Genomic DNA, 25871 nt, shown 5'->3' on the forward strand with positions numbered 1-25871 from the left:
GAATTTCAAAATGAAATTCCCTTTCTTTATTGAGTAGTTACGCGCAACACTAATAATTTACATTAAATGCTAGCAACAAGTTTAAATAGTGTAAAGCGAATTATATTTTTCCATTTGCCCGATCAGACTCATATAATGTGCTCACATCGTTTACTGATTAAATCTCTCCATGCTTCCCAAAAAATGGTGGCAGTTTCTGATTCTGATTGCCCTGGTGCTCGGATTGGTTTTCACTGCGCTCATCGGCCTCGCGGCTACCCTTATCTATCCCGAATTACCCTCGCTTGATGCCCTGACGGATTACAAACCCAAGGTGCCATTACGGGTGTACTCCGAGGATAATTACCTCATCGGTGAATTTGGTGAAGAGCGCCGCGCCTTCATCAAAATCGAGGATGTGCCCGCCTCACTCAAACACGCCATTCTTGCCGCTGAAGATGAACGCTTTTACAAGCATGGCGGGGTAGACACCATGGGTATCCTGCGCGCCGCCATTGCCAACGTCACCTCAGGCAGCTTCAAGGAAGGCGCCAGCACCATTACCATGCAGGTCGCCCGCAACTTCTTTCTTTCCAGCGAAAAAACCGCGTCTCGCAAACTCAGCGAAGCCCTGCTCGCGATCAAGATTGAACACAACCTGACCAAGGATCAGATCCTTGAGCTTTACATCAACCAGATCTACCTGGGGCAGCGTTCGTATGGTTTTGCCGCAGCTTCACAAGTCTATTACGGCAAGCCTTTAAATAAATTGAGTGTTGCAGAAGCCGCGATGCTGGCCGGACTGCCAAAAGCACCTTCGCGCTACAACCCGTTTGCCAATCCAAAACGCGCAACAGCGCGCCAGCACTACGTTTTGCGGCGCATGAAAGAATTGCGTTACATCGATGAAAATACTTACGACAACGCATTAAAAGAACCGCAAAAATTCCGCCAGACCAAGCAGGTGCGTGACCTGGCCGCCGACTATGTGGCCGAGATCGCCCGGCAAATGATGTATCAGCGTTACAAGGATGACATCTATACCAGCGGCCTCAAGGTCTACACCACTATCCGCAAATCCAATCAGGAAGCCGCCAACAAGGCCGTCCTCCAAGGCATACTGGATTACGACAGCCGCCACGGTTATCGCGGCCCGGAAAAAGTAATTCATCCCCCGGCACACGGCACGGAAGAGGAAGCCAATTGGGTGGACAAGGCGCTGGATGAAATAGAGGTCTCCAATGGCCTGATGCCCGCCATGATCATCAACCTGAGCCCCAAGCTGGTGACTGTGCACTCGCAGAGTGGTGAAGATATCCAGATCACCGGCAACGGCCTGTCCCTGGTGCAGAAAACACTGAACGAAAAAGACCCGAGCAAGCGCAAGCTGCAACCGGGTGCCATCGTGCGCATCGTCAAGACCACCGACGGCTGGCAGATCACCCAACTGCCCCAGGTGCAGTCAGGCTTTATTGCACTGGACCCAGCGACAGGAGCTGTACGTGCACTGGTCGGCGGCTTTGATTTCAACCGCAACAAATTCAACCACGTCACGCAGGCTTGGCGCCAGCCCGGCTCCAGCTTCAAGCCATTCATCTACTCGGCTTCACTGGAGAAAGGTTTCACTCCAGCCAGCATGATTGAGGATGAACCTCTCACGCTTTCTGCGGCAGAAACTGGCAGCGGCTCGGCGTGGGAACCCAAAAACTTCGACAATACTTATGAAGGTCCGATGCGCATGCGCACCGCCCTGACCAAATCCAAGAACATGGTATCCATCCGCATACTGCAAAGCATAGGTGTGCGTTACGCTCAGGACTACATCACCCGCTTTGGCTTCTCGCCCAAGGATCACCCGCCCTACCTGGCCATGGCACTGGGTTCAGGCTCGGTCACCCCATGGCAGATGGCGGGTGCGTACGCCGTGTTTGCCAATGGCGGCTATCGCGTGCGCCCTTACATCATCAGCAAGATCGTGGACCCGCGTGGCAAAGTGGTGGAAGAAACCAAGTTTGACGAAGTGGGCAAAAATGCGGTGCGGGTGATTGATGCCCGCAATGCCTTCCTCATGACATCGATGATGCAGGATGTAGCGCGGATCGGCACTGCCGCCAAGGCACGCCAGATTGGCCGCTACGATCTCGCAGGCAAAACTGGCACGACCAACAGTCAGGTAGATGCCTGGTTCGCTGGCTTCAACCCGAAACAGGTGGCCATCACATGGATCGGTTATGACCAGCCACGCTCACTCGGCAGCAATGAAACCGGCGGCCGGGCGGCCTTGCCTATCTGGATTGATTACATGACCAATGCCTTGCGCAATGTGCCGGATGAACCATATTCCGTGCCGCCGGGTATCACTTCGGTCAAGATCAACCCGCACACTGGCATGCGCGTGAGCGACGATGAAAGCGGAATATACGAATACTTCTATCAGGAATTCATGCCGCCAGAAACCGAAGACAATACATTCAGTCCAATACCGGGATTCCCGACCAGCAAACCGCCGGAATCCACGGCAACGGATCCTACACGGGCTGATCAGTTATTCTAGGTAACCGGGTACTGCAGGATTTAGCAATATTTGTTGTTCTGGCGAGCGATTTACAGGGATTTATAAAGCGTTAGCAATGCCCCGACGGGCGAGGTAGAGCAGGCATCATGGCAAAAGACAGTTCAGGCCGACAGCAGCATCTGAGACAGCTGATTGCACAGCAGGCGGCACGCATGATGGCCGAGGAAGGGATATCCGACTTCAGCCATGCCAAGCGCAAGGCAGGCAAGCAGCTGGGGGCCACCGACATTAACTGCCTGCCGACCAATAGCGAGATCGAGGAAGAGATACGGCTTTATCACGAGATCTACAACAGCGAGGATCAGCCGGAAAACCTGCGCCAATTAAGGGCCGACGCCGTGATTGTGATGCGGCTGCTTGAACGCTTCAACCCGCACCTGACGGGGCCGGTACTGGACGGCACCGCCGGCAAGTTTGCCGAAACCCATATTCATCTCTTCGCTGACAGCCTCAAAGATGTCGAGATGTTCCTGCTGAATCAGCAGATTCCGTACGAAACCAACGAAAAATCCTACCGCATCAATGACAGGCGCAGCAGTGACCGTAAAGGCGGGGACCGCAAGAAGGTTCCGGTATTTACACTGGAAGGGCCGCATGGCCTGATCAGGCTCAGCGTATTTGAAATTGACGACCTCCGCACCCCCACCCGCAGTCCGGCAAACGGACAGGCTTCGAGTCGTGTCAACCTGGATGGCCTTAAAGCGTTGATCGCCTTGTCCCGGTTAAATCCGGAACTTGAAATGTAGCTGTTGAATTGTCGCGTTTTTGAAGAAACGCACTAGCCACGCAACCAGCGCGCCACATCCATCGCAAAGTAAGTCAGGATACCGTCAGCACCTGCACGCTTGAAAGCCAGCATGGCTTCCATGACGCAGGCCTGCTCATCCAGCCAGCCATTTTGCGAGGCCGCTTTCAGCATGGCGTATTCGCCGCTGACCTGATAGGCATAGGTCGGCACCCCAAATTCATCTTTGACACGACGCACAATATCCAAATATGGCATACCGGGTTTCACCATCACCATATCCGCCCCTTGCTCTAGATCTAGCGCAACTTCAACCAATGCTTCATTTGAATTGGCAGGGTCCATCTGATAACTATACTTGTTGCCCCGTCCCAGATTTGACGACGAGCCAACCGCATCCCGAAACGGCCCATAAAACGCTGATGCATACTTAGCCGAATAGGCCAGGATACGGGTATGTATATGCCCGTGTTGCTCCAACGCCTCGCGAATGGCGCCTATGCGGCCGTCCATCATGTCCGATGGTGCCACCACGTCAGCTCCTGCTTCGGCATGGCATAGCGCTTGGCGGATCAGCACTTCCACGGTTTCATCATTCAGCACGTAGCCGCTGTCATCAATCAGGCCATCCTGACCATGCGTGGTGTAGGGGTCCAGCGCCACATCGGTAATGATGCCAAGCTCGGGATGCGCCTGCTTGAGTGCGCGCACGGCACGCGGCACCAGCCCTTGCGGGTTGTAGGCTTCATTGGCATCCAGGCTTTTGCCGGCCTGATCCACCACAGGAAACAAAGCCAGCGCGGGAATTCCCAAGCGCACACATTCAGCCGCTGTTTGCAGCAGGTGATCAATACTCTGCCTTACCACACCTGGCATGGAGGCCACTTCTTCCTGACGCTGCTCGCCATCGAGCACAAATACCGGATAAATCAGGTCATTGGTGGTGATCACGTTTTCACGCATCAAGCGACGTGAAAATGCATCGCGCCGCATGCGACGTGGACGACTCATCAGGAATTGCTTGGATGCTGACATACTGATTTCTCCTCAGGCGAAAACGCGGGCGAGTTCGGTACCTGGCTCAGGCTGGCGCATGAACGCCTCGCCCACCAGGAACGTGTGGACATCATGCTGACGCATCAGTGCCACATCTTCGGGGGTAAAGATACCGGATTCTGTGACGACGATTTTGCCGGCCGGAATGCGCGCCAATAACCCCAGCGTGGTATCCAGCGTCACCTCAAACGTGCGCAGGTTGCGATTATTAATGCCCAGCAAAGGCGTATCCAGCTGCAGCGCCAGATCAAGCTCTTCCCCGTTATGCACTTCTACCAGCACCGCCATGCCCAGGTCATGGGCAATAGTTTCCAGCTGGCGCATACGGGGCAAGTCCAACGCTGCAGCGATCAGCAGTATGCAATCGGCACCCATGGCACGTGCTTCGTATACCTGATAGGCCTCGATCATGAAATCCTTGCGCAACACAGGTAACGCACACGCAGCCCGCGCCTCTTTCAAGTACTCTGGGGAGCCCTGAAAGAAATCTGCATCAGTCAGCACAGAAAGGCAGGCAGCGCCGCCCTTTTCATAGCTTGCCGCAATCTGGGCTGGCTGGAAGTCTTCGCGAATCACCCCTTTGGAGGGGCTGGCCTTTTTGATTTCGGCAATCACCGCCGCCTGACCTGCGGCTATCTTCTGGCGAATGGCGCCCACAAAGTCACGCGGTGCTGGCATGGCCTGTGCGTCGCGCTGCACCACGACAAGCGGATGGGCTGCCATGGCGGCCTGCACTTCCGCCTGCTTCACGCGGAGGATTTTATTCAAGATATCGGACATGCTTGTTCCAATTGAAAAATACGCTAACGGACAGGGCTTGCTACTGATACGTTTTACCCTGGTATTCGAGCCAGCCGGGCGTATGGCGTTGCTGCGGGTCATGGTGCGTCCAGTGCACCACGCCACCTTTGGCATTCCAGGCATATTCGCCAAAAAACGCCAGCTCGTCGCCAACGCCCAGTGCGGGAATACGCGGGGCGAGGTCAATATTATGTGCAATCAGCACGGTGATGCCATTTTCAAGGCGAACCAGTATGCGCTGATGCCGATTACCGTCATTGTCATCCTTGAGCACTTTGATCACCCGGCCACGCGCCTTGACCTGCACATGGCTAAGCCTGTGATCAAACGCCTGACGGATAACCGCATCACCATCCTGCCAAGTGGCGGGCCGCGCCAGCTCGACGGGCTGGGCAACAGGCGCTACTTCAGTCGCGGCGGAGGAAAAATGCCAAATGGTATACCCAGCGGCAATCGCCGCTGCCAGTATCAAGCGCTTCATACGGATGCAGCCAGGCTACGCAAGGCGTCCAGTTTTTGCATGGCAGCGCCGCTATCAATCGCCTCGGCAGCACGCAGAATCCCTGCCTGCAAGGTAGCTGCCTGACCGGCCACATAAATGGCCGCCCCTGCATTCAGCAGTACGATATCGCGCGCAGGGCCTTGCTCACCACGCAAGACAGCCGTGATCAGCTCGGCAGATTCCGCCGCATTTTCCACGCGTATGCTATCCACATCATGCAAAGGCATCCCGAAATCACGCGGGTTCAGCGTGTACTCGGTGACGACGCCATCTTTCAGTTCCGCCACATAGGTATCGCCCGAGAATGAAATTTCATCCATCTCATCGGCGCTGAATACCACCATGACATGCTCGCTGCCCAGCCGTTGCAATGCATGCGCCAGCAAAGGCACCAGGTCTTTATGGAATACGCCCATCACCTGCCGCTTGGCTCCCGCAGGATTGGTCAGCGGGCCCAGCAGATTGAACAGCGTACGCACACCCAGCTCACGACGCACCGGACCTGCATGCTTCATGGCGCTATGGTGATTAGGGGCAAACATGAAGCCGATGCCAACTTCATTCACGCAGCGGGCTACCTGTCCTGGCTGCAGGTTGATATTGACGCCCAGAGCCTCCAGCACATCCGCGCTGCCGGTCTTGGACGAAGCAGCCCGATTGCCATGCTTGGCAATGCGTGCCTGCGCACCGGCGGCAACAAACGCCGAGCAGGTCGACACATTGAATGCCTTGTTCACGGCCCCGCCCGTGCCACAGGTATCAATCAGGTAAGCGTCATCCGCCACCACCACCTTGGTGGAAAGCTCGCGCATGACTTCGGCGGCCGCTGCAATTTCATCCACCGTTTCGCCCTTGACGCGCAAGCCGATCAGCAGCCCGGCAATCTGGGCAGGCGTGAGCTCGCCGCCCATCACCTGCCGCATGATGGAGAGCATTTCACCATGGGTGAAATTCTGATGCTGGATCAGCTTTTGCAGCGCGGCCTTGATGGTCATGTCCATCAGTAGGCTTTCAGGAAATTATTCAGGAGATCGTGCCCGTGCTCCGTCAAGATGGATTCTGGGTGGAACTGCACGCCTTCCACCGGCAGGGTTTTATGACGCACGCCCATGATCTCGCCATCGTCGGTCCATGCCGTGATCTCCAGGCAATCCGGTATCGTCTCGCGCTCGATCACCAGCGAATGGTAACGGGTTGCCGTGAAGGGGTTCGGCAAACCACTGAATACACCCACATTGTTGTGGGACACCTGCGAGGTTTTGCCGTGCATCAGCTGCTTGGCGTGGATGATGCGCCCGCCAAACGCCTGACCTATGCTCTGGTGGCCGAGACACACACCCAGCAGGGGAATCTTGCCAGCAAATTCATGGATCAGCGGCACTGAAATACCCGCCTCATTGGGCGTGCAAGGGCCGGGCGAAATCACAATGTGATCCGGCTTCAGTTCGGCCACCTTGGCCAGGTCAATTTCATCGTTGCGGTAGACCTGCACATCCTGACCCAGCTCACCCAGATACTGCACCAGGTTATAGGTGAACGAATCGTAGTTATCGATCATCAGCAGCATGATTATTCCTTCCCTTGAGCCAGTTGACCGGCATTGCTGTCCAGACCGGCGAGCACAATCTCGGCGGCGCGAATCACGGCTCTTGCCTTGTTCTGCGTTTCCATCCATTCGTTCTCGGGCACCGAGTCAGCCACAATACCGGCACCGGCTTGCACATAAAGCGTCTTGTCCTTGATCACGGCGGTCCGAATGGCAATCGCCAGATCCATATCGCCATTAAAGCCGAGATAACCAACAGCACCTGCATAAATGCCGCGCTTGGAAGGCTCCAGTTCGTCTATGATTTCCATGGCACGCACCTTGGGCGCTCCGCTCACCGTACCGGCAGGGAAGGTGGCCTTCAGAACATCAATCGCCTGCATGCCGGGTTTGAGTTTGCCCTCCACGTTGGACACGATATGCATGACATGCGAGTAGCGCTCAATCACCATGCTGTCTGTCACTTTGACCGAACCCGTGACTGCGACGCGGCCCACATCGTTACGGCCGAGGTCCATCAGCTGCACATGCTCGGCACGCTCCTTGGGGTCCGCCAGCAGCTCTTCGGCCAGCGCTACGTCATGCTCGCGCGTCTTGCCACGAGGACGGGTGCCGGCAATTGGGCGGGCAGTGACCATATCGTTTTCCAAGCGCACCAGAATTTCAGGTGAAGCACCGACCACATGGTGGTCACCCATATCGTAGTAAAACATGTAAGGCGATGGGTTCAGGCTGCGCAATGCGCGATAGAGCGACATGGGGGATGCAGCAAACGGTTGCGACAAGCGTTGCGCCAGCACCACCTGCATGATGTCGCCATCAAAGATATAGCGCTTGGCCTGCTCGACGGCTGCCTTGAAATTGGCTTCGCCAAACTCCGACACCGCTTCACTCGGCGCCATCGCAGGCGCTTGGGGAATGGCGACGGGCTGACGCAGCTGCGTCAGCAATTGCTGCAGGCGCTGATGCGCTGCCTCATAGGCGTTATCCGTCGCGGGGTCCGCATACACGATGAAATAAAGCTTGCCTGACAGGTTATCCACCACAGCCAGCTCTTCGGACACCATGAGCAGAATATCGGGGACACCCAGCGCATCGGTCTTGGCATGCGCGTTGCGCGTGAGCCGCGGCTCGATATAACGCACGGTTTCATAGCCGAAATAACCAGCCAGGCCGCCGGTAAAGCGCGGCAAACCCTGATAAGGTGGTGTTTTGAAACGCGCCTGATACTGTTTGACGAAATCCAGCGGATTAATATCAGCGGCGGACTCAATCACGAGATCGTCCTGCAACACCTTGATATCACGATCATGAGCCACGATACGGGTACGGGCAGGCAAGCCTATGATGGAATACCGGCCAAAACGCTCACCACCCTGCACAGATTCCAGCAGATAGGAGAACGGGCGATTAGCCAGCTTGAGGTAAAGAGAAAGTGGAGTATCGAGGTCGGCGAAGGTTTCGACGACCAGGGGAATACGGTTGTAGCCCTGGTCCGCCAGGGCCTTGAACTCGTGCTTAGTGATGGTATGTAACATAGTAATTCCAAGTCTTGTATGTGCGTCAGGCGCAGCTGTGCGCCCTCCAGATTCGTCCCAATGGACGTTCGTCAGAGTTCAGCGCCACCATCGCCAGCTGGGCTGGCATTTAAAGTCCTGGAAATTCATCTATTTACCTTGGATCACACGTTAATAAAAAAGCCGCCTCTTGCAGACTGTCAATCACCGCATCAGCCCCCAGCATATCGGCAGGCTGCCCGCGATTATACCCATACGAAACCGCAATCGCCGCACATCCAGCGGCACGCGCCGCATCGACATCCGCCGAGGAGTCGCCTATCATCACCATCTGCGCTGGGCTTACGCCAAACATTTCGGCCATATGCAGCAAAGGCAGAGGATCCGGCTTTTTCCGCGGCAAGCTGTCTCCGGACAGCACCAGTGAAAAATACGGCAGCATGTCCATCGCTTGGAGCAGTGGCAGCGTAAAGCGTTCCGGTTTGTTGGTAATACAGGCCAGCTTGTAGCCGACCGCATGCAACTGCTTTACCCCTTCCATCGCGCCGGGGTAAGGCGCACTGCGCCGTGTCAACACTTCGGCATAGTGCTCAAAAAACAAGTCCTGCGCCTGCTCAAATGCCGCGGCATCAGGCTCCGCCTCCATCTCCCCCGTGAGCAGACGCTTGACCAGCCGCGCCGCGCCATTGCCCACATAGGTCATGACCAGCGCTTCTGGCAGGGTTGGGCGTCCCAGGGCGAGCAGCATGCGATTAGCCGCATCAGCAAGATCCGGGGCGGTATGCAGAAGCGTACCATCCAGATCCAGCGCCACGGCGCGCACCGGGATCGGAAAATTCACAACGGGGATTCCGCAGAGCACTCCATGTGCCACCGCTTGTGCGATGGCAGCAGGATTACACCTTGGCCAGCTCGGCGCGCAGGTTGCCGAGGATGGTGTCGTAACGGTTAGGATCGGTATCCTTGCCAGCACCGAACACGGCAGAACCCGCCACAAACGTATCGGCACCCGCACGGGCGATCTCGGCGATATTGGCCGTATTCACACCACCGTCGATTTCCAGCCAGATTTCACGGCCAGTCTTTTCGGTGTAGGCATCAATGCGGGCACGGGCCTGACGCAGCTTGTCCAGCGTGCCAGGAATAAACTTCTGACCGCCAAAGCCAGGGTTAACCGACATCAGCAGAATCATGTCGACCTTGTCCATGACGTAGTCGAGGTAATCCAGCGGAGTAGCTGGGTTGAATACCAGGCCGGATTTGCAGCCCAGCTCACGCACCAGCGAGAGGCTGCGATCAATATGGTCGGAAGCTTCAGGGTGGAAGGTAATGATGTTGGCGCCAGCCTTGGCAAAGTCAGGGATGATGCGATCCACGGGCTTCACCATCAAATGCACATCAATGATGGCATCGGTCACTGGGCGGATGGCCTCACAGACCAATGGACCAATGGTCAGGTTGGGAACGTAGTGGTTATCCATTACGTCAAAGTGAACGATATCGGCACCGGAAGTGATGACATCGCTGATTTCCTGGCCCAGCTTGGCAAAGTTGGCGGAAAGAATACTTGGGGCAATTCTGAATGGTTTGGCCATGGCTACGAATCAATCAGTTGAAAAACCCGCATTTTACCCGGATTTGTCACGTCAAGACAGCCCTTTAGCCCTGCCAGAGGTCAACATTTCGCCCAACTGGCCGTTACTAGGGAAGATATCTATCTGACTGAAATTGTTGCTTATGCTGGCGCGATACTGGAAAATTACGAAATGCATCTATTCACCGTCGGTGTGAACCACACCACCGCCCCCATTGCGATCCGCGAGCACGTAGCCTTTCAGAGCGAAACCCTGGAAGAAGCCCTGCGCGATCTCAGCACGCATGGCGTGCGCGAGGCGGCCATCCTGTCCACCTGCAATCGGACGGAGCTTTACTGCAATACCGACGACCCGCAAAAAGCCCTAGATTGGCTGGCAAAATACCACCAGCTGCAAACCCACAATATCCAACCCTATATGTACACTCTGCCCAGCGAAGATGCCGTGAAGCACGCCTTCCGCGTGGCGGCAGGGCTGGATTCCATGGTGCTGGGCGAAGCGCAGATTCTGGGGCAGATGAAGCAGGCGGTGAAAATCGCCGAACACGCAGGCACCCTTGGCACCCTGCTGCACAAGCTGTTCCAGCGCACCTTTGCCGTCGCCAAGGAAGTCCGCAGCACCACTGATATTGGCGCCAGCTCCATTTCCATGGCAGCCGCCTCAGTCAAGCTGGCGCAGCGCATTTTTGGCAATCTGCATGGCCTGCATGTACTGTTCATCGGCGCGGGTGAAATGATAGAACTCTGTGGCGAGCACTTCGCCACCCACAAGCCAGCCTCCATTACCGTAGCGAACCGCACCATGGAGCGCGGCAGCGAACTGGCTGCCCGTATTGGCGGCCACGCCATGCTGCTGGGCGACATTCCGGACCGCCTGGCCGATTTTGATATCGTCGTCACCTCCACCGCCAGCCAGCTGCCAATTGTCGGCCTCGGCATGGTGGAGCGCGCCATCAAGACGCGCAAACACCGCCCCATGTTCATGGTGGACCTGGCCGTGCCGCGCGATATTGAAGCCGAAGCAGCCGAGCTGGATGACGTCTTCCTGTACACGGTGGATGACCTGGCGCAAGTCGTACAGGAAGGCCTGGTGAATCGTCAGGAAGCCGCACGTGAGGCCGAGAAGATTATTGCCCTGCGCGTAGACAATTTCATGCACTGGCTGAAAACCCGCGATGCTGTTCCCACCATACGGGCACTGCGCGATCAGGCCGAGCACTTCCGCCGCAGCGAGCTCGAAAAAGCGCAGAAGCTGATCGCCCGCGGCGAAGACCCGATTGCCGCCCTTGAAGCGCTAAGCACCGCGCTCACCAACAAACTTTTGCATGGCCCCAGCCACGCACTGAATCAAGCCCATGGCGACAACCGCGAACAACTGGAAAGCCTGTTGCGCCAACTCTACCAGCTCCACCACGATTAAGAATCCGTAATGAAACCCTCCATGCTGAAAAAGCTCGCCACCCTGAGCGAGCGCCTTGATGAATTGAACCGCCTGCTATCCAGTGAAGACGCCACGTCGGATATGGATAACTACCGCAAGATTTCGCGCGAGCACGCCGAAATCACGCCTATCGTGGAGCAATACCGCGCCTATGAGCAATGCGAGAGCGACCTCAAGGAAGCCCATGCCATGCTGGGCGACCCTGAGATGAAAGCCTTTGCGCAGGAAGAAATCGAGGCAGGCAAAGCACGGCTGGAAGAGATTGCCATGGCCCTGCAGAAACTGCTGCTGCCCAAAGACCCCAACGACGAACGCAACATCTTCCTCGAAATCCGTGCCGGTACCGGCGGCGATGAATCGGCGCTGTTTGCCGGGGACTTGTTCCGCATGTATTCGCGCTATGCCGAACGCCAGCGCTGGAAAGTGGAAGTGGTCTCCGCCAGCGAATCCGAAGTCGGCGGCTACAAGGAAATCATCGCCAAGATTGAAGGCTTTGGCGCTTACTCCAAACTCAAGTTTGAGTCGGGCGGCCATCGCGTGCAGCGCGTGCCGGAAACCGAAACCCAGGGCCGCATCCACACCTCAGCCTGCACCGTGGCAGTATTGCCTGAAGTTGACGAAGTCAGCGATGTCACCATCAACCCGGCCGATATCCGCATCGATACCTTCCGCGCCTCCGGCGCCGGTGGTCAGCACATCAACAAGACCGACTCCGCCGTGCGCATTACCCACTTTCCTACCGGCATCGTGGTGGAATGTCAGGATGGCCGCAGCCAGCACTCCAACAAGGCGCAGGCCATGCAGGTGCTGGCTGCCCGCATCAAGGCCAAGCAGGTCAACGAACAACAGAGCAAGATTGCCAGCGAGCGCCGCAGCCTGATCGGCAGTGGGGATCGCTCCGAACGCATCCGCACCTACAATTATCCGCAAGGCCGCATCACCGACCACCGCATCAACCTCACGCTGTACAAAATCGACGCAATTACCGAGGGTGACATGGACGAACTGATCAATACGCTTGCCAATGAGCACCAGGCCGACCTGCTGGCAACGCTGGGCGAAGACAACTAGGCAAGCGCCATGAAATCTGCCGCCAGCCTGCGCAGCATCGCCCTGCTGGAAGCCGCCAAAGGCGCCCTGATCCTGCTGACCGCCCTTGCCGTGCTGACACATCTGCATACCGACTGGCAGGCCGCTGCCGAGCAACTGGTGGCGCACTTTCACCTGAATCCCGCCCGACAAACCCCGCGCTTTTTATTGCAATTGGCCGCCGATGCCAGCCAGCCGCGCCTGCTTGCCATCACCGCTGGCGCGCTGGTCTATGTGGGACTTCGCTGGGCAGAAGCCTATGGGCTGTGGCACGACCGGCCATGGGCAAAATGGCTGGGCTTGGTCAGCGCGGGTGTCTATCTGCCGTTTGAAATCATTGAAATCCTGCGGCAGCCATCGGTGCTGAGCTACGCCCTGCTTCTGATCAATCTCGGCATTGTCATCATCCTCTGGCGACACCTGCGCAAGTAAGTCATGTCCTCCATTCAGCAAGCCTTGCGCGCAGCCCAGCAGCAACTCGCCTCCAACCTCCATCTGGAAGCCCGAGAAGCCCGCAATGAAGCACGCATGCTGATGAGCCATGCCTTGGGCAATGTGGAGCATGCCTGGCTGATCGCCCATGAAAGCGATGCCTTGCCCTCGGCGGCCGCATCAACATTCCATGATTTACTGCACAGGCGCCTGGCGGGCGAACCTGTCGCCTACATTCTCGGCAACCGCGAATTTTTTGGATTACGTCTCGCGGTATCGTCAGCCACACTGATCCCGCGGCCGGATACCGAAACGCTGGTGGAAACAGCTCTGGCGCGCATTCCCATTGACGAAACTCGCGAGGTGCTGGATCTAGGCACTGGCACCGGTGCCATCGCACTGGCCATAGCGGCGCACCGCCCGCAATCCCGCGTGATAGCTGTCGACGCCTCCGCGGCGGCCTTGCAGGTTGCCCGACAAAATGCGGAAGCGCTGGGGTTGGCTGCCCCGGAAGCCGGTGATCAGGGCGCGACGAAAGGTAATGTGGAATTCAGATTGGGCAGCTGGTTTACCCCGCTGACCTGCTTGAAGTTTGATGTCATCGTCAGCAATCCACCCTACATCCGCAAGGACGACCCGCATTTGCAGCAGGGCGACCTTCGCCACGAACCCCTCAGCGCACTGGCTTCCGGAGCGGATGGGCTGGATGACATTCGCATCATCATCCAGCACGCCCCGACGCATCTCCAGCCATCAGGCTGGCTGCTGCTGGAGCATGGCCATGATCAGGCCGAGGCCGTCGCCACCCTGATGCGAGATACTGGCTTTAGAGATGTTCAGCATGCGCACGATCTGGCAGGCATAGCCCGCGTGACGTTCGGGCAATGGCTTGGCGAGTAGATCATGCTAGCGTGGAGAATATTCCGGCAGCGGAATCCACCAACAGCGAAAAGTAAAATAGGAAGAGAGTGCTTGATAGAGCCCGCACACCGAGACACTCCCGGCTTGCGGGAAAACGGGTTAGTGCAAACGGCGGCGATCACTACCACCTGGCGTCAGGCCGACACTGAAATCATTGGCCTGCAGGGCATGGCCCTGACGCCGGAACAGCTGATCGACCAGCCCCAGCACTTCGTCAATTTCACCCTGACCAAAATGCCGCGCCAGCAGACCACCCACATCCGCCAGCATTTCGCGCCGCTGCGCATCCAGAATCGCAGCTGCCGTCGGGCCAACAAAAATCAGTTGCAGCTCGTCGCGCCCATCTTCATGGTAGGTACTGACCTCAACCGGTGCCGCCTTTTCGCATAAAGGCCCCAGTGCCACCATGGCGGCTTCCAGCGCCTTGAAGAAAGTCTCTTCCACGTCCAGCGTGCAGCACATCTCCAGCGCCCAATTGCCCGCATTGTAGAAAAAGCCGGGCTGTTCGGGCTCCATGCTTTTCAACTCACTCAGTTGCGCCACTTCCATTTCCTGCAGCAAAGGACGACAGGCATCCTCCACCTGACGCGCGCTCACGCCCTCAACCAGCTCAAGATAGCCATGCACATGGACTTCGGTAGGCATGCCCACTCCTTCATTAAAATCAAGGGGATGATTATACCTGATCAGGCCGTCGCATCCGGATGCAGATAGCAATCCTTGAGCCGTATGTAGTGTTGGGCAGAATAGGTGAAATGCGCGATTTCGGCTTCGGTGAGGGCACGCACTTTCTTGGCGGGACGGCCGATATACAAATAACCGCTTTCCAGCACCTTGCCTTCGGGCACCAGACTACCAGCACCCAGCAACACATGCTTTTGCACCACGACTTTGTCCATGACAATACTGCCCATACCGATCAGGCATTCATCTTCCAGCGTGCAGCCATGCAGGATCACGCTATGGCCGACCGTGACGTGGTTGCCGATAATCAAGGGAGCACCCGGCGGATCCCAACTGGATTGATGGCTGACATGCAGCATGCTGAGGTCCTGAATATTGGTGCCATGGCCAATGCGGATGAAATTCACATCGCCGCGTATCACCACCCCAGGCCAGACGGAGGCATCATCGCCCAGGCTGACCTGACCAATAATAGTGGCGGCATCATGCACAAACACGCGGGAACCGAACTCGGGAAAATGGCTCTGAAAAGCACTGATAGACATGTTGTTATCCAGATAGGGCATAGGGCTTTAGCCATAGTATAATCGCGAAATGTCAGAATCCTCCTCCATCGGCATTGTAGCCCCACAGATTGCGCACTTCACTGAACCGCTGCCCCTGAAAAGCGGCGAAGTCCTCCCGCAATACGACCTCGTTTATGAAACCTATGGCACGCTGAACGCGGAAAAATCCAACGCGGTAATGATCTGTCACGCACTGTCCGGCCATCACCATGTGGCAGGCAAATACGCCGAAACCGACAAGCATGCCGGCTGGTGGGATAACCTGATCGGCCCCGGCAAGCCCCTGGATACCAACCGCTTTTTCGTCATTGGCCTCAATAATCTGGGCGGCTGTCACGGCAGCACCGGCCCATCGAGCATACATCCGCAAACCGGCAAGCCATGGGGTTCCGCATTTCCGGTACTGACGGTGGAAGACTGGGTCACCTCGCAAGCGCGCCTGGCCGATTACCTCGGCATCAAACAACTGGCCGCCATCGTCGGTGGCAGCCTAGGCGGCATGCAGGCCTTGCAATGGACCATAAGCTACCCCGAACGCGTGCGTCATGCGCTGGTGATTGCCGCTGCGCCCAACCTCACGGCGCAGAATATCGCCTTCAACGAAGTAGCACGCCAGGCCATCATCACCGACCCCGAATTCCACGGTGGCGATTACTACGCGCACCAGGTTGTGCCGCGTCGCGGCCTGCGTATTGCCCGCATGCTGGGGCACATCACCTATCTGTCAGACGATGCCATGGGTGCCAAGTTTGGCCGCAAACTGCGCGAAGGCGAGATCAAGTACAGCTTTGACGTCGAGTTCGAAATGGAATCCTACCTGCGTTATCAGGGCGATAAGTTCGCGGGTGAGTTTGATGCCAATACCTATCTGCGCATGACACGGGCGCTGGATTACTTTGACCCAGCCCTGCCTCACAGTGGCGATCTTTCGCGAGCACTGGCGCCTGCCCAGGCCGACTTCCTGGTGATTTCATTCACCAGCGACTGGCGCTTCTCGCCGGCACGCTCGCGCGAGATCGTAAAAGCGCTGCTGGATAATGAGCTGTCCGTCAGCTATGCCGAAGTAACAGCAGCGCACGGCCATGATGCGTTTTTGATGCAGGATGCCCACTATCACGCCATTCTGCGCAATTACCTCAAGAAAATTAAACTCGGAGGCCCAGCATGAGCAATACCTCCATCAAGTTTGCCGATGCTGCAAAATCAAGGCACGACTTCGCACTGATTGCCAAGTGGATCAAGCCCGGCGCCAAGGTGCTGGATCTGGGATGTGGGGATGGCACCCTGCTGGGCTATCTGCGCGATACCCTGCAAGTTCGTGGTTACGGCGTAGAAAAAGACGATGCCAACTGGCTGGCCAGCATGAGCAACGGTGTCGATGTCATTCAGATGGACCTGGAAGCTGGACTTTCCGGCTTTGAAGCCAAGTCATTTGATGTGGTGATTTTGTCGCAAACCTTGCAGGCGGTGCTCAACACCGAAGGCATCGTGCAGGAAATGCTGCGCGTAGGCCACGAAGCCATCGTCACTTTCCCCAATTTTGGGTACTGGCGCCATCGCTTTCAGCTGATTGCCGGGCAGATGCCGGTCTCCAAGAATCTGCCCTACCAGTGGTATGACACGCCGAACGTGCACCTGTGCACCATCAAGGATTTTGACGAGTTTTGCATCAATCATCATATTGAAGTGATGGAACGGCTGGTACTGACCGAGCAGGAGCCCATCCACATGATGCCAAATCTGCGTGGCAGTCTGGCCATGTACCACCTGAAGCCCGCTGAGTAAGGCAAGCCTGACGACAGCCTTTCAGGCTTTTGGTCTTTTACCAGCGACTCGGTCTTTCCAGGCGATTACAGCAAGCGGTAAAGCCCGAGCAGGCCAAACAGTATCACCGCAAAACCGCTCAACCTTCTAAGCCAGCCTTGCTGCAATACCTTTTTAAGTCTCACGGCAGCCATGCCCATCGCCAGCAAAGTGGGCAGGGTGCCCAGGCCAAACGCCAGCATCAGCAAACCACCCTGCAACGCACTGCCCGCTGCCAACGCAGCCACCAGCACGCTATAGACCAAACCACAGGGCAACCAGCCCCATACGGCGCCCAGCAATATCGCCTGCCAAGGCGACTGCACCGGCAACAAGCGCTTGGACAAGGGCTGCAACTGCTTCCATAGCACACTGCCCAGCCGCTCAAGATAGGTCACGCCATGCCAGACGCCTGCCAGGTACAAGCCCAGCAACACCAGCATCAGGCTGCTGAGTGCATAGAGTATTTTTTGCACGGGGAGGATATGCCCCAGAAAAAAGCTGCTGGCCCCCAGGGCGCCAGCCAATACCCCGGCCAGGGTGTAGCTCAAAATACGCCCGCCATTGTAGGCAAGCAGAAACGGCAAGCGTGGCCGTGCGCCCGGCAAGCTCATGCTGACCGCGCCGACGATGCCACCGCACATCCCGGCGCAATGCCCGCCACCCAGCAAGCCGACCATGAACACGCCAAATAAAGTGAATTCCAACATCCTGATATTGTGGCATGCGGCACCCGATTTCGGGTAATGTGTCGCCCATGAACGCACAACCTGTCTGGCTTAAGGCGCTGCTCAATCGGCGCATGCTTATCTGCATTTTCACCGGCTTCAGCTCGGGGCTTCCCTTATTCATACTGATCAGCCTGCTGCCGGCCTGGCTGCGTTCAGAGGGCGTCAACCTAAAGGCCATTGGCCTGTTTGCGCTGATTCAGCTGCCCTTCACCTGGAAATTCATCTGGGCACCGCTGTTTGATCGTTACATTCCACCCATGGGCAGGCGACGCGGCTGGCTGCTGGTGACGCAAGTTGCCCTGCTACTCAGCATTCCCATGTTCGGCAAGCTGCATCCGGTGCTGGATATCTGGACCATCGCCTATCTGGCCGCGGTGGTGGCGTTTTTCAGCGCCAGCCAGGATGTGGTGATTGATGCCTATCGCCGTGAAATCCTGCCCGATGCCGAGCTGGGCCTGGGCAATGTCATTCATGTGAATGCCTACAAAATTGCCGGCCTGATTCCGGGCTCGCTGTCGCTGATTCTCGCCGACCACATGGCGTGGGATAGCGTGTTTCTGATTACCGCGCTTTTCATGCTGCCTGGCATGGTGATGACGCTGCTGGTCAAAGAGCCAGAGCTGAAGCCCGGACGGCCAAAAACCCTAGCCGCAGCTGTCATCGAGCCATTCAATGAATTCATCCACCGCAATGGCTGGCGCTCCGCCCTGCTAATTCTGGCGTTTATCTTTTTGTACAAGCTGGGCGACAGCATGGCCGTGGCGCTGGCTACGCCGTTTTATCTGGACATGGGATTCAGCAAGACCGAAATCGGCCTTATTGCCAAGAATGCCGGGCTCTGGCCCAGCGTGATTGGCGGCCTGCTGGGCGGCATCTGGATGGTGCGATTGGGCATACATCGCTCGCTATGGGTGTTTGGCGCGGTGCAAATGCTGGCGATCCTGGGCTTTGCCTGGCTCGCCGTGGTCGGCCACGATCTGCTGTGGCTGGGCATCGTGATTGGTGTGGAAGCCTTTGGCGTGGGCCTGGGCACCGCCGCCTTTGTCGCCTATATCGCCCAGACCACGCATCCGCTTTATACCGCCACGCAGTTTGCGCTGTTCACCAGTCTGGCGGCGGTGCCACGCACCTTTGCCAACGCCACTACCGGCTATCTGGTGGATATGCTGGGCTGGGTGAATTTCTTCCTGCTGTGCTTTGTGGCGGCGATTCCCGGCATGCTGTTGCTGCTCAAGATCGCGCCATGGCATGGCAAGCCGCTTGCCACGCCCACCATCAGCGCCCCCAAGTAACGCGAACCCAAGGCAGCTTAGCGCTGGTAATCAATGATCAGCGGCGCGTGGTCGCTAAAACGCTCCAGCTTGTAAATGCTGGCGGCCACCGACCTGGCAGCGAAATCCGGCGTCGCAATCTGGTAATCAATACGCCAACCCACATTCTTGGCCCATGCCTGCCCGCGGTTACTCCACCACGTATAGCATTCGTCGGTGGTAGCAGGATGCAGCACCCGGTAGACATCCACCCAGCCCACGCGATCAAACAGATCGGTCAGCCAGGCGCGCTCTTCCGGCAAAAAGCCTGAGTTCTTTTTGTTGCCTTTCCAGTTTTTAAGGTCAGCTTCCTTGTGCGCGATATTCCAGTCGCCACAGATCACCACATCGCGCCCGGCAGTGCGCAAGGCTTCCAGATGCACCAGGAATCGCGTCATCACACTGAACTTGAACGCCTGACGCTCTTCACCGCTGGAACCTGACGGCAGATACAGGGATACCACGCTGAGGTTGCCGAACTGCAGCTCCAGATAACGCCCCTCGGCATCGATATCTTCAATACCCAGGCCCACGATCACCGCATCCGGCTGCACGCGGGTATAGATGCCCACGCCGCTGTAGCCTTTCTTTTCGGCATAGTGGAAATAGCCAAAGTACCCTTCAGGATTCAGCATTTCCGGCGTCATGTCCGCCAGTTGCGCCTTCAGCTCCTGCATGCAGACGATATCGGCATTCTGCTGTTGCAGCCATGGGTAGAACCCTTTATTGGCCGCTGACCGGATGCCATTCAGATTTGCAGATATAATTCGGTACAAGCTCAACCTCTTTTCTATATTCTCATGCCTGATCAAGCCCTCGATTTTACGCAACAATTCATTGCCTTTGCCATCGATAAGCAAGTATTGCGCTTTGGCGAATTCAAAACCAAGGCGGGCCGCCTTAGTCCCTACTTTTTCAACGCAGGGCTGTTCAATGACGGCGAAAGCCTGATGAAGCTGGGCGAATATTACGCCGCCGCCATTGTGCAATCCGGTATCCCTTTCGACATGCTGTTTGGCCCCGCCTACAAAGGCATTACGCTGGCCGCCAGCATCTCGATTGCCCTGGCCCGCCGAGGCATCAACCTGCCTTACGCCTACAACCGCAAGGAAGCCAAAGACCATGGCGAAGGCGGCACCATCGTCGGCGCCCCACTCAAAGGCCGCGTGCTGATTGTGGATGACGTAATCTCGGCAGGCACCTCGGTGCGTGAATCGGTGGAGATGATACGCGCGGCAGGTGCCACGCCCGCAGCGGTTGCGATTGCCATAGACCGGCAGGAACGCGGCCTGGGCAGCCTGTCTGCGGTGCAGGAAGTCGAGCAGCAATCCGGCATGCCCGTGATTAGCATCGCGAGCCTCAGCAGCCTGATTGATTACCTCAAGCATGCGCCCGAACTCGCCACCTTCCAGCCTGCGATTGAAGCCTACCGTAACGAGTACGGCGTAAGTTGCGCTTAAGCAGCTATTCCAAATAGTGCGGGCATCATTGCACCATGGCCAGCATTGAAGGCTTCCCCGCCATTGCCGAGGCAAATGCCCGCGTCCTGATTCTGGGGTCCATGCCCGGCATTGCCTCGCTAACGCAGCAGCAGTACTACGGCCATCCGCACAATCTGTTCTGGCCCATCATGGGCGAGCTGGTCGGGGCTCACCCCCATCTGCCGTATGCAGAACGTCTGGCCCAGCTAACCCGCCACCACATTGCGCTGTGGGATGTCATGCACCAGTGCTTCCGCCCCGGCAGCCTGGATAGCGCCATTGAAGAAGACAGCATTGTTGCAAATGATTTCGCCGTTTTTTTTGCCACGCATCCACAGATAAGTCATGTGTTTTTCAACGGGCAAAAAGCAGCGCAGGCATTTCAGCGCCATGTGCTGAAAGCAGGAAAATTAAGTACGGAAGTAATGGCAAACTTGGCGTTGACTACCTTGCCATCCACCAGCCCGGCGAACGCCAGCATTCCTCAAAAAATAAAACTGCAGCAATGGCAAGGCATCCTGCGGGCACTAGAGGACACCGCGATGCGAAAATGAAAAAAGCCGGGATATCCCGGCTTTTTTCATGCGAACCACATCTATCGCGCTACCTGATCAGGCGCCCAGTTTGCGTCTGAGTACCTCATTCACCTGCGCCGGGTTGGCCTTGCCCTTGGAGGCTTTCATGGCTTGGCCCACCAGTGCGTTGAAGGCTTTTTCCTTGCCAGCACGGAACTCTTCCACCATGGCAGCGTTGGCAGCCAGCACTTCATCGATAATGGCTTCGATGGCGCCGCTATCCGTCACCTGCTTCAGGCCTTTTTTCTCGATGATGCTGTCAGCATCGCCTTCGCCAGCCCACATCGCGTCGAATACTTCTCTGGCGATCTTGTTGGAGATGGTGTTGTCAGCAATGCGCTTGAACAAACCAGCCAGTTGCAGCGGGCTTACCGGCGAAGCGCTGATGTCCTGATCCTGCTCGTTGAGCTTGGCCGCGACGGTACCCATGACCCAGTTAGCGGCCATTTTAGGCTCGGCACCCTGCACGACCACGGCCGTAAAGTAGTCGGCAATACCACGTGAGGATGTCAACCCTGACGCGTCATAGGCTGAGAGCGAATACTCACGTTCAAAGCATTCTTTCATGTCGCCAGGCAATTCGGGCATCACGGCTTTCACCTTGGCAATGTCTTCCAACGTAATCTGCAAAGGCAGCAAATCAGGATCAGGGAAGTAACGATAGTCGTTGGCTTCTTCCTTGCTGCGCATGGCACGGGTTTCACCGGTATCCGGGTTGAATAGTACGGTGGCCTGCTGGATGGTGCCGCCATCTTCCAGCGTCTCGATCTGCCAGCGGGTCTCGTATTCAATCGCCTGCTGCATGAAACGGAAGGAGTTGAGGTTCTTGATTTCGCGGCGCGTGCCGAGCTTGTCTGATCCTTTGGGGCGGACAGAGACGTTCACATCGCAGCGGAAACTGCCTTCCTGCATGTTGCCATCGCAAATGCCTATCCACTGCACCAGCTCGTGCAGCTTTTTGGCATAGGCCACGGCCTCGGCGGCGGAACGCATGTCCGGTTCGGTCACGATTTCCAGCAGCGGCGTACCGGCGCGGTTGAGGTCTATGCCAGACATGCCAACAGAGGCGCCATGCACCGACTTGCCTGCATCCTCTTCCAAATGCGCGCGGGTAATGCGGATGGTCTTCTCCTGATCGCCCACCTGCACGGTGAGCGAGCCCTTACCCACCACCGGCAGCTCGTACTGGCTGATCTGGTAGCCCTTGGGCAAGTCAGGATAAAAGTAATTCTTGCGGGCGAAGACCGAACGCGGCGCGATCTCGGCATTCACTGCGAGGCCAAACTTGATGGCGCACTGCACGGCTTCCGCATTCAGCACTGGCAACACGCCTGGCAGGGCGATATCCACCGCGCTGGCCTGGGTATTGGGCTCGGCACCAAAGGCAATGCTGCTGCCAGAAAAAATCTTGGACTTGGTTTGAAGCTGGGTATGTGTTTCCAGCCCGATGACAACTTCCCACTGCATGATTAAAGCCCCTCCGGCATACGGCTATGCCAATCCGTCACTTGCTGATAGGCATGGCCCACATTCAGCATGCGCGCCTCGTCAAAATAGTTACCAATCACCTGCAAGCCAACTGGCAATTGCTTGCCATCCACACTGGCGAACCCGGCTGGGATGCTCATGCCAGGCAAACCGGCCAGATTGACGGCAATCGTGTACAAGTCTTCGAGGTACATGGCGACCGGATCATTGGCTTTTTCACCGCTACGGAACGCGGTACCAGGCGCGGTTGGCCCCATGATCACATCACACTGGGTGAATGCCTTGGCAAAGTCCTCGGCAATCAGGCGGCGAATCTGCTGCGCCTTGAGGTAATAGGCATCGTAATAGCCAGCCGACAGTACATAGGTACCGATCAGGATACGGCGCTTGACTTCGGCGCCAAACCCTTCGGCGCGGCTCTTGCAATACATGTCCAGCAGATCGTCATACTCCGCCGCGCGATGCCCATAGCGCACGCCATCAAAGCGCGACAGGTTACTGGAGGCTTCAGCCGGGGCCAGCACGTAGTACACCGGAATGGATAATTGGGTATTGGGCAGGCTGATTTCGACAATCTCGGCACCCAGCTTGCGGTATTCGGCAATCGCCGATTCCACCACGGCAGCGACTTCACTGCTGAGGCCGTCGGCAAAAAACTCCTTGGGCAGGCCAACGCGCAAGCCTTGTAGCGGCTTGCCCAGCTCACGCTCGTAATCTTCCTTGTCGCGTTGCAGGCTGGTGGAGTCACGCTCATCAAAGCCGGTCATGACATTCATCATCAGCGCCATGTCTTCACAAGACTTGGCCATGGGGCCAGCCTGGTCCAGGCTGGAGGCAAACGCGATCATGCCATAGCGCGACACCAGGCCGTAGGTAGGCTTCAGGCCGGACAAACCGCACAGCGAGGCTGGCTGGCGGATGGAGCCGCCGGTATCGGTACCGGTAGCGGCGGCACACAGGCGCGCGGCCACGGCGGCGGCACTGCCACCCGAGCTGCCGCCCGGTACGCGCGTGCGATCCCATGGATTTTGCACCTTGCCGTAGTAACTGGTTTCGTTGGAAGAGCCCATGGCGAACTCGTCCATATTGGTCTTGCCCAGATTGACAGCGCCCGCTTCATCAAACAGCTTGATCACGGTGGCGTCGTAAGGGCCGATAAAGTTGTCCAGCATTTTGGAACCGCAGGTGGTTTTCCAGCCATTGGCGACAAAAATGTCTTTCTGCGCAATGGGAATACCGGTAAGCGGCTGCGCAGTGCCAGCCGCAATGCGGGCATCGGCCGCCTTGGCCTGCGCGAGGCTGCGCTCTGCGTCTATGGTGATATAGGCATTGATCTCGGGATTGTGCTGATCAATGCGCTGCAGGAACTCCTGCGTCAGTTCTGTACTGGATACCTGCTTCGACTGAAGCATGGCACCCAGCTGTTTGAGGCTGCTGTTTATCATGGAGTTGATTCGCGAACGTTAGGGTTATTCGATGACTTTGGGAACAAGGTACAGGCCGTTTTCAACGGCAGGCGCGATGGCCTGGAAAGCGGCCCGTTGATCGGTTTCGGTGACCACATCCGGGCGCAAACGCTGCACGACATCCTGCGAATGCGACATGGGCACGATACCAGTGGTATCCACCGCCTGCATTTGCTCAATCAGCCCAAGAATGCCGGATAATTTCTGCAAGGTAGCTTCGGCTTCCTCATCGCTCACCTCAATTCGCGCGAGATGCGCGATGCGCTTTACATCTGAACTGCTCAGTGACATGGGTTTATTCCAGAACGCGTAAAGATTAAGCCGCCTTGACGGCCAATGTGGACAGGGGAGCAAACTGCTCGCCAGCCCAAATTTAAAACTAGTCTTAAAATTCGTGACTATATCGGGTATTATAACTTGATTTTATGCACATCTTCAGCCGCGACTTGCCTCAGCCAAGGCGTGGCCGTTCGTTCAGGATACAGACAACCATGTTCGGTCTTTTAAATAGTTACTTCTCCAACGATCTTGCGATCGACCTCGGCACCGCCAACACCCTTATTTACGTCCGCGGCCGCGGTATCGTCCTCGACGAACCATCGGTTGTCGCCATCCGCCAGGAAGGCGGGCCCGCGGGCAAGAAAACCATGCTGGCCGTCGGTCTCGAAGCCAAGCGCATGCTCGGCCGCGCCCCGGCCAACATCACCGCGATTCGCCCGATGAAAGACGGTGTGATCGCCGATTTCACCATTACCGAGCAAATGCTCAAGTATTTCATCCGCAAGATTCACGAATCCCGTCTGTTCAGCCCCAACCCACGCATCATCATCTGTGTGCCGGTAGGCTCTACCCAGGTTGAGCGCCGCGCGATTCGCGAATCCGCCATTGGCGCGGGTGCCCGCCAGGTATACCTGATTGAAGAACCCATGGCCGCGGCGATTGGCGCCGACATGCCAGTTGCCGAAGCCACTGGCTCCATGGTGGTCGACATCGGCGGCGGCACCACCGAAGTGGGCGTAATCTCGCTGGGTGGTATCGTCTACGCCAAATCCGAACGTGTGGGTGGTGACAAGTTTGACCAAGCCATCATCGATTACATCCGCCGCAACTACGGCATGCAAATCTCCGAGCCAACCGCCGAACTGATCAAGAAGAAAATCGGCTCAGCCTTCCCCGGCTCCGAAGTACTGGAGATGGAAGTGACCGGCCGCAATCTGGCAGAAGGCCTGCCACGCAAATTCACCATTTCCAGCAATGAAATTCTGGAAGCGCTGACCGAGCCACTGAACTCCATCGTGGGTGCGGTGAAATCAGCACTGGAACAAACCCCGCCCGAACTCGGCGCCGACATTGCCGAAAAAGGCATGGTGCTGACTGGCGGCGGCGCATTGCTGCGTGATCTGGATCGTCTGCTGGTGGAAGAAACCGGCTTGCCCGTGATCGTAGCCGAAGACCCACTGACCTGTGTTGCCCGCGGTAGCGGTCGTGCACTGGAAGAAATGGACAAGCTCGGCAATGTGTTTGCCAGCGAATAAGCAGATCCGCGTATCTGCATAACCGTAACAGGCC

At 57.0% G+C, this 25871-nt stretch carries 27 protein-coding genes; 12 read left to right on the plus strand and 15 right to left on the minus strand.

Features of this window, described 5'->3' with window-relative positions; translation table 11 throughout:
• The first annotated feature begins 169 nt into the window (after positions 1–169).
• Positions 170–2533 carry a penicillin-binding protein 1A gene (locus LG204_RS00360; protein WP_230335411.1) on the plus strand — a complete coding sequence of 788 codons (2364 nt, stop codon included), beginning with the start codon at positions 170–172 and terminating at the stop codon, positions 2531–2533.
• Between the two features lie 107 nt (positions 2534–2640).
• Entirely contained in the window at positions 2641–3300 is a 660-nt protein-coding gene (locus tag LG204_RS00365; RefSeq protein ID WP_230335412.1) for a hypothetical protein, read from the plus strand.
• Positions 3301–3332: 32 nt separating this feature from the next.
• Here the strand turns inward: LG204_RS00365 and hemB are convergent, their stop codons facing one another.
• The 8 genes from hemB to rpe form a co-directional block, all read right to left on the minus strand.
• A complete protein-coding gene (hemB, locus tag LG204_RS00370; RefSeq protein WP_230335413.1) occupies positions 3333–4334 on the minus strand; it encodes a porphobilinogen synthase in 1002 nt (333 codons plus the stop codon).
• Between the two features lie 12 nt (positions 4335–4346).
• Positions 4347–5135: an indole-3-glycerol phosphate synthase TrpC gene (gene trpC, locus LG204_RS00375; RefSeq protein ID WP_230335414.1), complete on the minus strand. Its 789-nt coding sequence runs from the start codon at positions 5133–5135 to the stop codon at positions 4347–4349.
• 40 nt (positions 5136–5175) lie between these two features.
• On the minus strand, positions 5176–5637 hold the full coding sequence (locus tag LG204_RS00380) for a DUF3465 domain-containing protein (RefSeq protein ID WP_230335415.1): 462 nt from the start codon (positions 5635–5637) through the stop codon (positions 5176–5178).
• On the minus strand, positions 5634–6659 hold the full coding sequence (gene trpD, locus LG204_RS00385) for an anthranilate phosphoribosyltransferase (RefSeq protein ID WP_230335416.1): 1026 nt from the start codon (positions 6657–6659) through the stop codon (positions 5634–5636). Before trpD ends, LG204_RS00380 begins: the two co-directional genes overlap by 4 nt.
• Entirely contained in the window at positions 6659–7225 is a 567-nt protein-coding gene (pabA, locus tag LG204_RS00390; protein ID WP_013443224.1) for an aminodeoxychorismate/anthranilate synthase component II, read from the minus strand. The genes trpD and pabA overlap by 1 nt, the downstream gene beginning before the upstream one ends.
• A gap of 2 nt (positions 7226–7227) precedes the next feature.
• Positions 7228–8742 (minus strand): anthranilate synthase component I, encoded by a 1515-nt coding sequence (gene trpE / locus LG204_RS00395; protein ID WP_230335417.1) that lies wholly within the window; start codon positions 8740–8742, stop codon positions 7228–7230.
• Between the two features lie 133 nt (positions 8743–8875).
• Positions 8876–9562 (minus strand): phosphoglycolate phosphatase, encoded by a 687-nt coding sequence (locus LG204_RS00400; protein WP_230335418.1) that lies wholly within the window; start codon positions 9560–9562, stop codon positions 8876–8878.
• 55 nt (positions 9563–9617) lie between these two features.
• Complete coding sequence (rpe, locus tag LG204_RS00405) at positions 9618–10316, minus strand: ribulose-phosphate 3-epimerase (protein ID WP_230335419.1); 699 nt, start codon at positions 10314–10316, stop codon at positions 9618–9620.
• A 171-nt stretch (positions 10317–10487) separates the two neighbouring features.
• Here rpe and hemA point away from each other — a divergent pair, with 171 nt between their 5' ends.
• From hemA to prmC, 4 genes are read left to right on the plus strand one after another with little or no spacing between them, the layout of a single operon-like run.
• Positions 10488–11735 (plus strand): glutamyl-tRNA reductase, encoded by a 1248-nt coding sequence (gene hemA / locus LG204_RS00410; RefSeq protein ID WP_230335420.1) that lies wholly within the window; start codon positions 10488–10490, stop codon positions 11733–11735.
• Between the two features lie 9 nt (positions 11736–11744).
• Positions 11745–12827, plus strand: a complete 1083-nt coding sequence (gene prfA, locus LG204_RS00415; protein WP_230335421.1) for a peptide chain release factor 1 — start codon at positions 11745–11747, stop codon at positions 12825–12827.
• A gap of 9 nt (positions 12828–12836) precedes the next feature.
• A complete protein-coding gene (locus tag LG204_RS00420; RefSeq protein WP_230335422.1) occupies positions 12837–13277 on the plus strand; it encodes a DUF2127 domain-containing protein in 441 nt (146 codons plus the stop codon).
• A gap of 3 nt (positions 13278–13280) precedes the next feature.
• Positions 13281–14177, plus strand: a complete 897-nt coding sequence (gene prmC, locus LG204_RS00425) for a peptide chain release factor N(5)-glutamine methyltransferase (protein ID WP_230335423.1) — start codon at positions 13281–13283, stop codon at positions 14175–14177.
• A 120-nt stretch (positions 14178–14297) separates the two neighbouring features.
• On the opposite strand, the gene LG204_RS00430 is transcribed toward prmC, so the two are convergent.
• Positions 14298–14843: a DUF6806 family protein gene (locus tag LG204_RS00430; RefSeq protein ID WP_230335424.1), complete on the minus strand. Its 546-nt coding sequence runs from the start codon at positions 14841–14843 to the stop codon at positions 14298–14300.
• 41 nt (positions 14844–14884) lie between these two features.
• Positions 14885–15427 carry a gamma carbonic anhydrase family protein gene (locus LG204_RS00435; protein WP_230335425.1) on the minus strand — a complete coding sequence of 181 codons (543 nt, stop codon included), beginning with the start codon at positions 15425–15427 and terminating at the stop codon, positions 14885–14887.
• Positions 15428–15476: 49 nt separating this feature from the next.
• On the opposite strand from LG204_RS00435, the gene metX reads away from it, so the two are divergent.
• Both metX and metW read left to right on the plus strand, forming a co-directional pair.
• Positions 15477–16616, plus strand: a complete 1140-nt coding sequence (gene metX, locus LG204_RS00440; protein ID WP_230335426.1) for a homoserine O-succinyltransferase MetX — start codon at positions 15477–15479, stop codon at positions 16614–16616.
• Positions 16613–17233, plus strand: a complete 621-nt coding sequence (gene metW / locus LG204_RS00445; protein WP_013443235.1) for a methionine biosynthesis protein MetW — start codon at positions 16613–16615, stop codon at positions 17231–17233. Before metX ends, metW begins: the two co-directional genes overlap by 4 nt.
• Positions 17234–17298: 65 nt before the next feature.
• Here the strand turns inward: metW and LG204_RS00450 are convergent, their stop codons facing one another.
• Positions 17299–17961: a sulfite exporter TauE/SafE family protein gene (locus LG204_RS00450; protein ID WP_230335427.1), complete on the minus strand. Its 663-nt coding sequence runs from the start codon at positions 17959–17961 to the stop codon at positions 17299–17301.
• A 47-nt stretch (positions 17962–18008) separates the two neighbouring features.
• On the opposite strand from LG204_RS00450, the gene LG204_RS00455 reads away from it, so the two are divergent.
• Positions 18009–19274, plus strand: a complete 1266-nt coding sequence (locus LG204_RS00455) for an AmpG family muropeptide MFS transporter (RefSeq protein WP_230335428.1) — start codon at positions 18009–18011, stop codon at positions 19272–19274.
• 17 nt (positions 19275–19291) lie between these two features.
• Here the strand turns inward: LG204_RS00455 and LG204_RS00460 are convergent, their stop codons facing one another.
• Entirely contained in the window at positions 19292–20074 is a 783-nt protein-coding gene (locus tag LG204_RS00460; RefSeq protein ID WP_230335429.1) for an exodeoxyribonuclease III, read from the minus strand.
• Between the two features lie 18 nt (positions 20075–20092).
• On the opposite strand from LG204_RS00460, the gene pyrE reads away from it, so the two are divergent.
• Together pyrE and LG204_RS00470 are read left to right on the plus strand one after the other, a co-directional pair.
• Complete coding sequence (gene pyrE / locus LG204_RS00465; RefSeq protein ID WP_230335430.1) at positions 20093–20752, plus strand: orotate phosphoribosyltransferase; 660 nt, start codon at positions 20093–20095, stop codon at positions 20750–20752.
• A gap of 35 nt (positions 20753–20787) precedes the next feature.
• On the plus strand, positions 20788–21327 hold the full coding sequence (locus tag LG204_RS00470; protein WP_230335431.1) for a DNA-deoxyinosine glycosylase: 540 nt from the start codon (positions 20788–20790) through the stop codon (positions 21325–21327).
• A gap of 57 nt (positions 21328–21384) precedes the next feature.
• Here LG204_RS00470 and gatB read toward each other — a convergent pair whose 3' ends face one another.
• Genes gatB through gatC form a run of 3 tightly spaced genes read right to left on the minus strand, consistent with a single transcriptional unit; the run spans position 21385 to position 24593 of the window.
• Positions 21385–22815, minus strand: coding sequence for an Asp-tRNA(Asn)/Glu-tRNA(Gln) amidotransferase subunit GatB (gene gatB / locus LG204_RS00475; RefSeq protein ID WP_230335432.1), 1431 nt, complete (start codon positions 22813–22815; stop codon positions 21385–21387).
• A gap of 2 nt (positions 22816–22817) precedes the next feature.
• A complete protein-coding gene (gene gatA / locus LG204_RS00480; RefSeq protein WP_230335433.1) occupies positions 22818–24281 on the minus strand; it encodes an Asp-tRNA(Asn)/Glu-tRNA(Gln) amidotransferase subunit GatA in 1464 nt (487 codons plus the stop codon).
• 24 nt (positions 24282–24305) lie between these two features.
• Positions 24306–24593: an Asp-tRNA(Asn)/Glu-tRNA(Gln) amidotransferase subunit GatC gene (gatC, locus tag LG204_RS00485; protein WP_230335434.1), complete on the minus strand. Its 288-nt coding sequence runs from the start codon at positions 24591–24593 to the stop codon at positions 24306–24308.
• Between the two features lie 200 nt (positions 24594–24793).
• On the opposite strand from gatC, the gene LG204_RS00490 reads away from it, so the two are divergent.
• Positions 24794–25837: a rod shape-determining protein gene (locus LG204_RS00490; protein WP_013443245.1), complete on the plus strand. Its 1044-nt coding sequence runs from the start codon at positions 24794–24796 to the stop codon at positions 25835–25837.
• Positions 25838–25871: the final 34 nt, after the last annotated feature.

This window comes from Methylovorus menthalis (assembly GCF_020523625.1).
GTDB classification, from domain to species: domain Bacteria; phylum Pseudomonadota; class Gammaproteobacteria; order Burkholderiales; family Methylophilaceae; genus Methylovorus; species Methylovorus menthalis.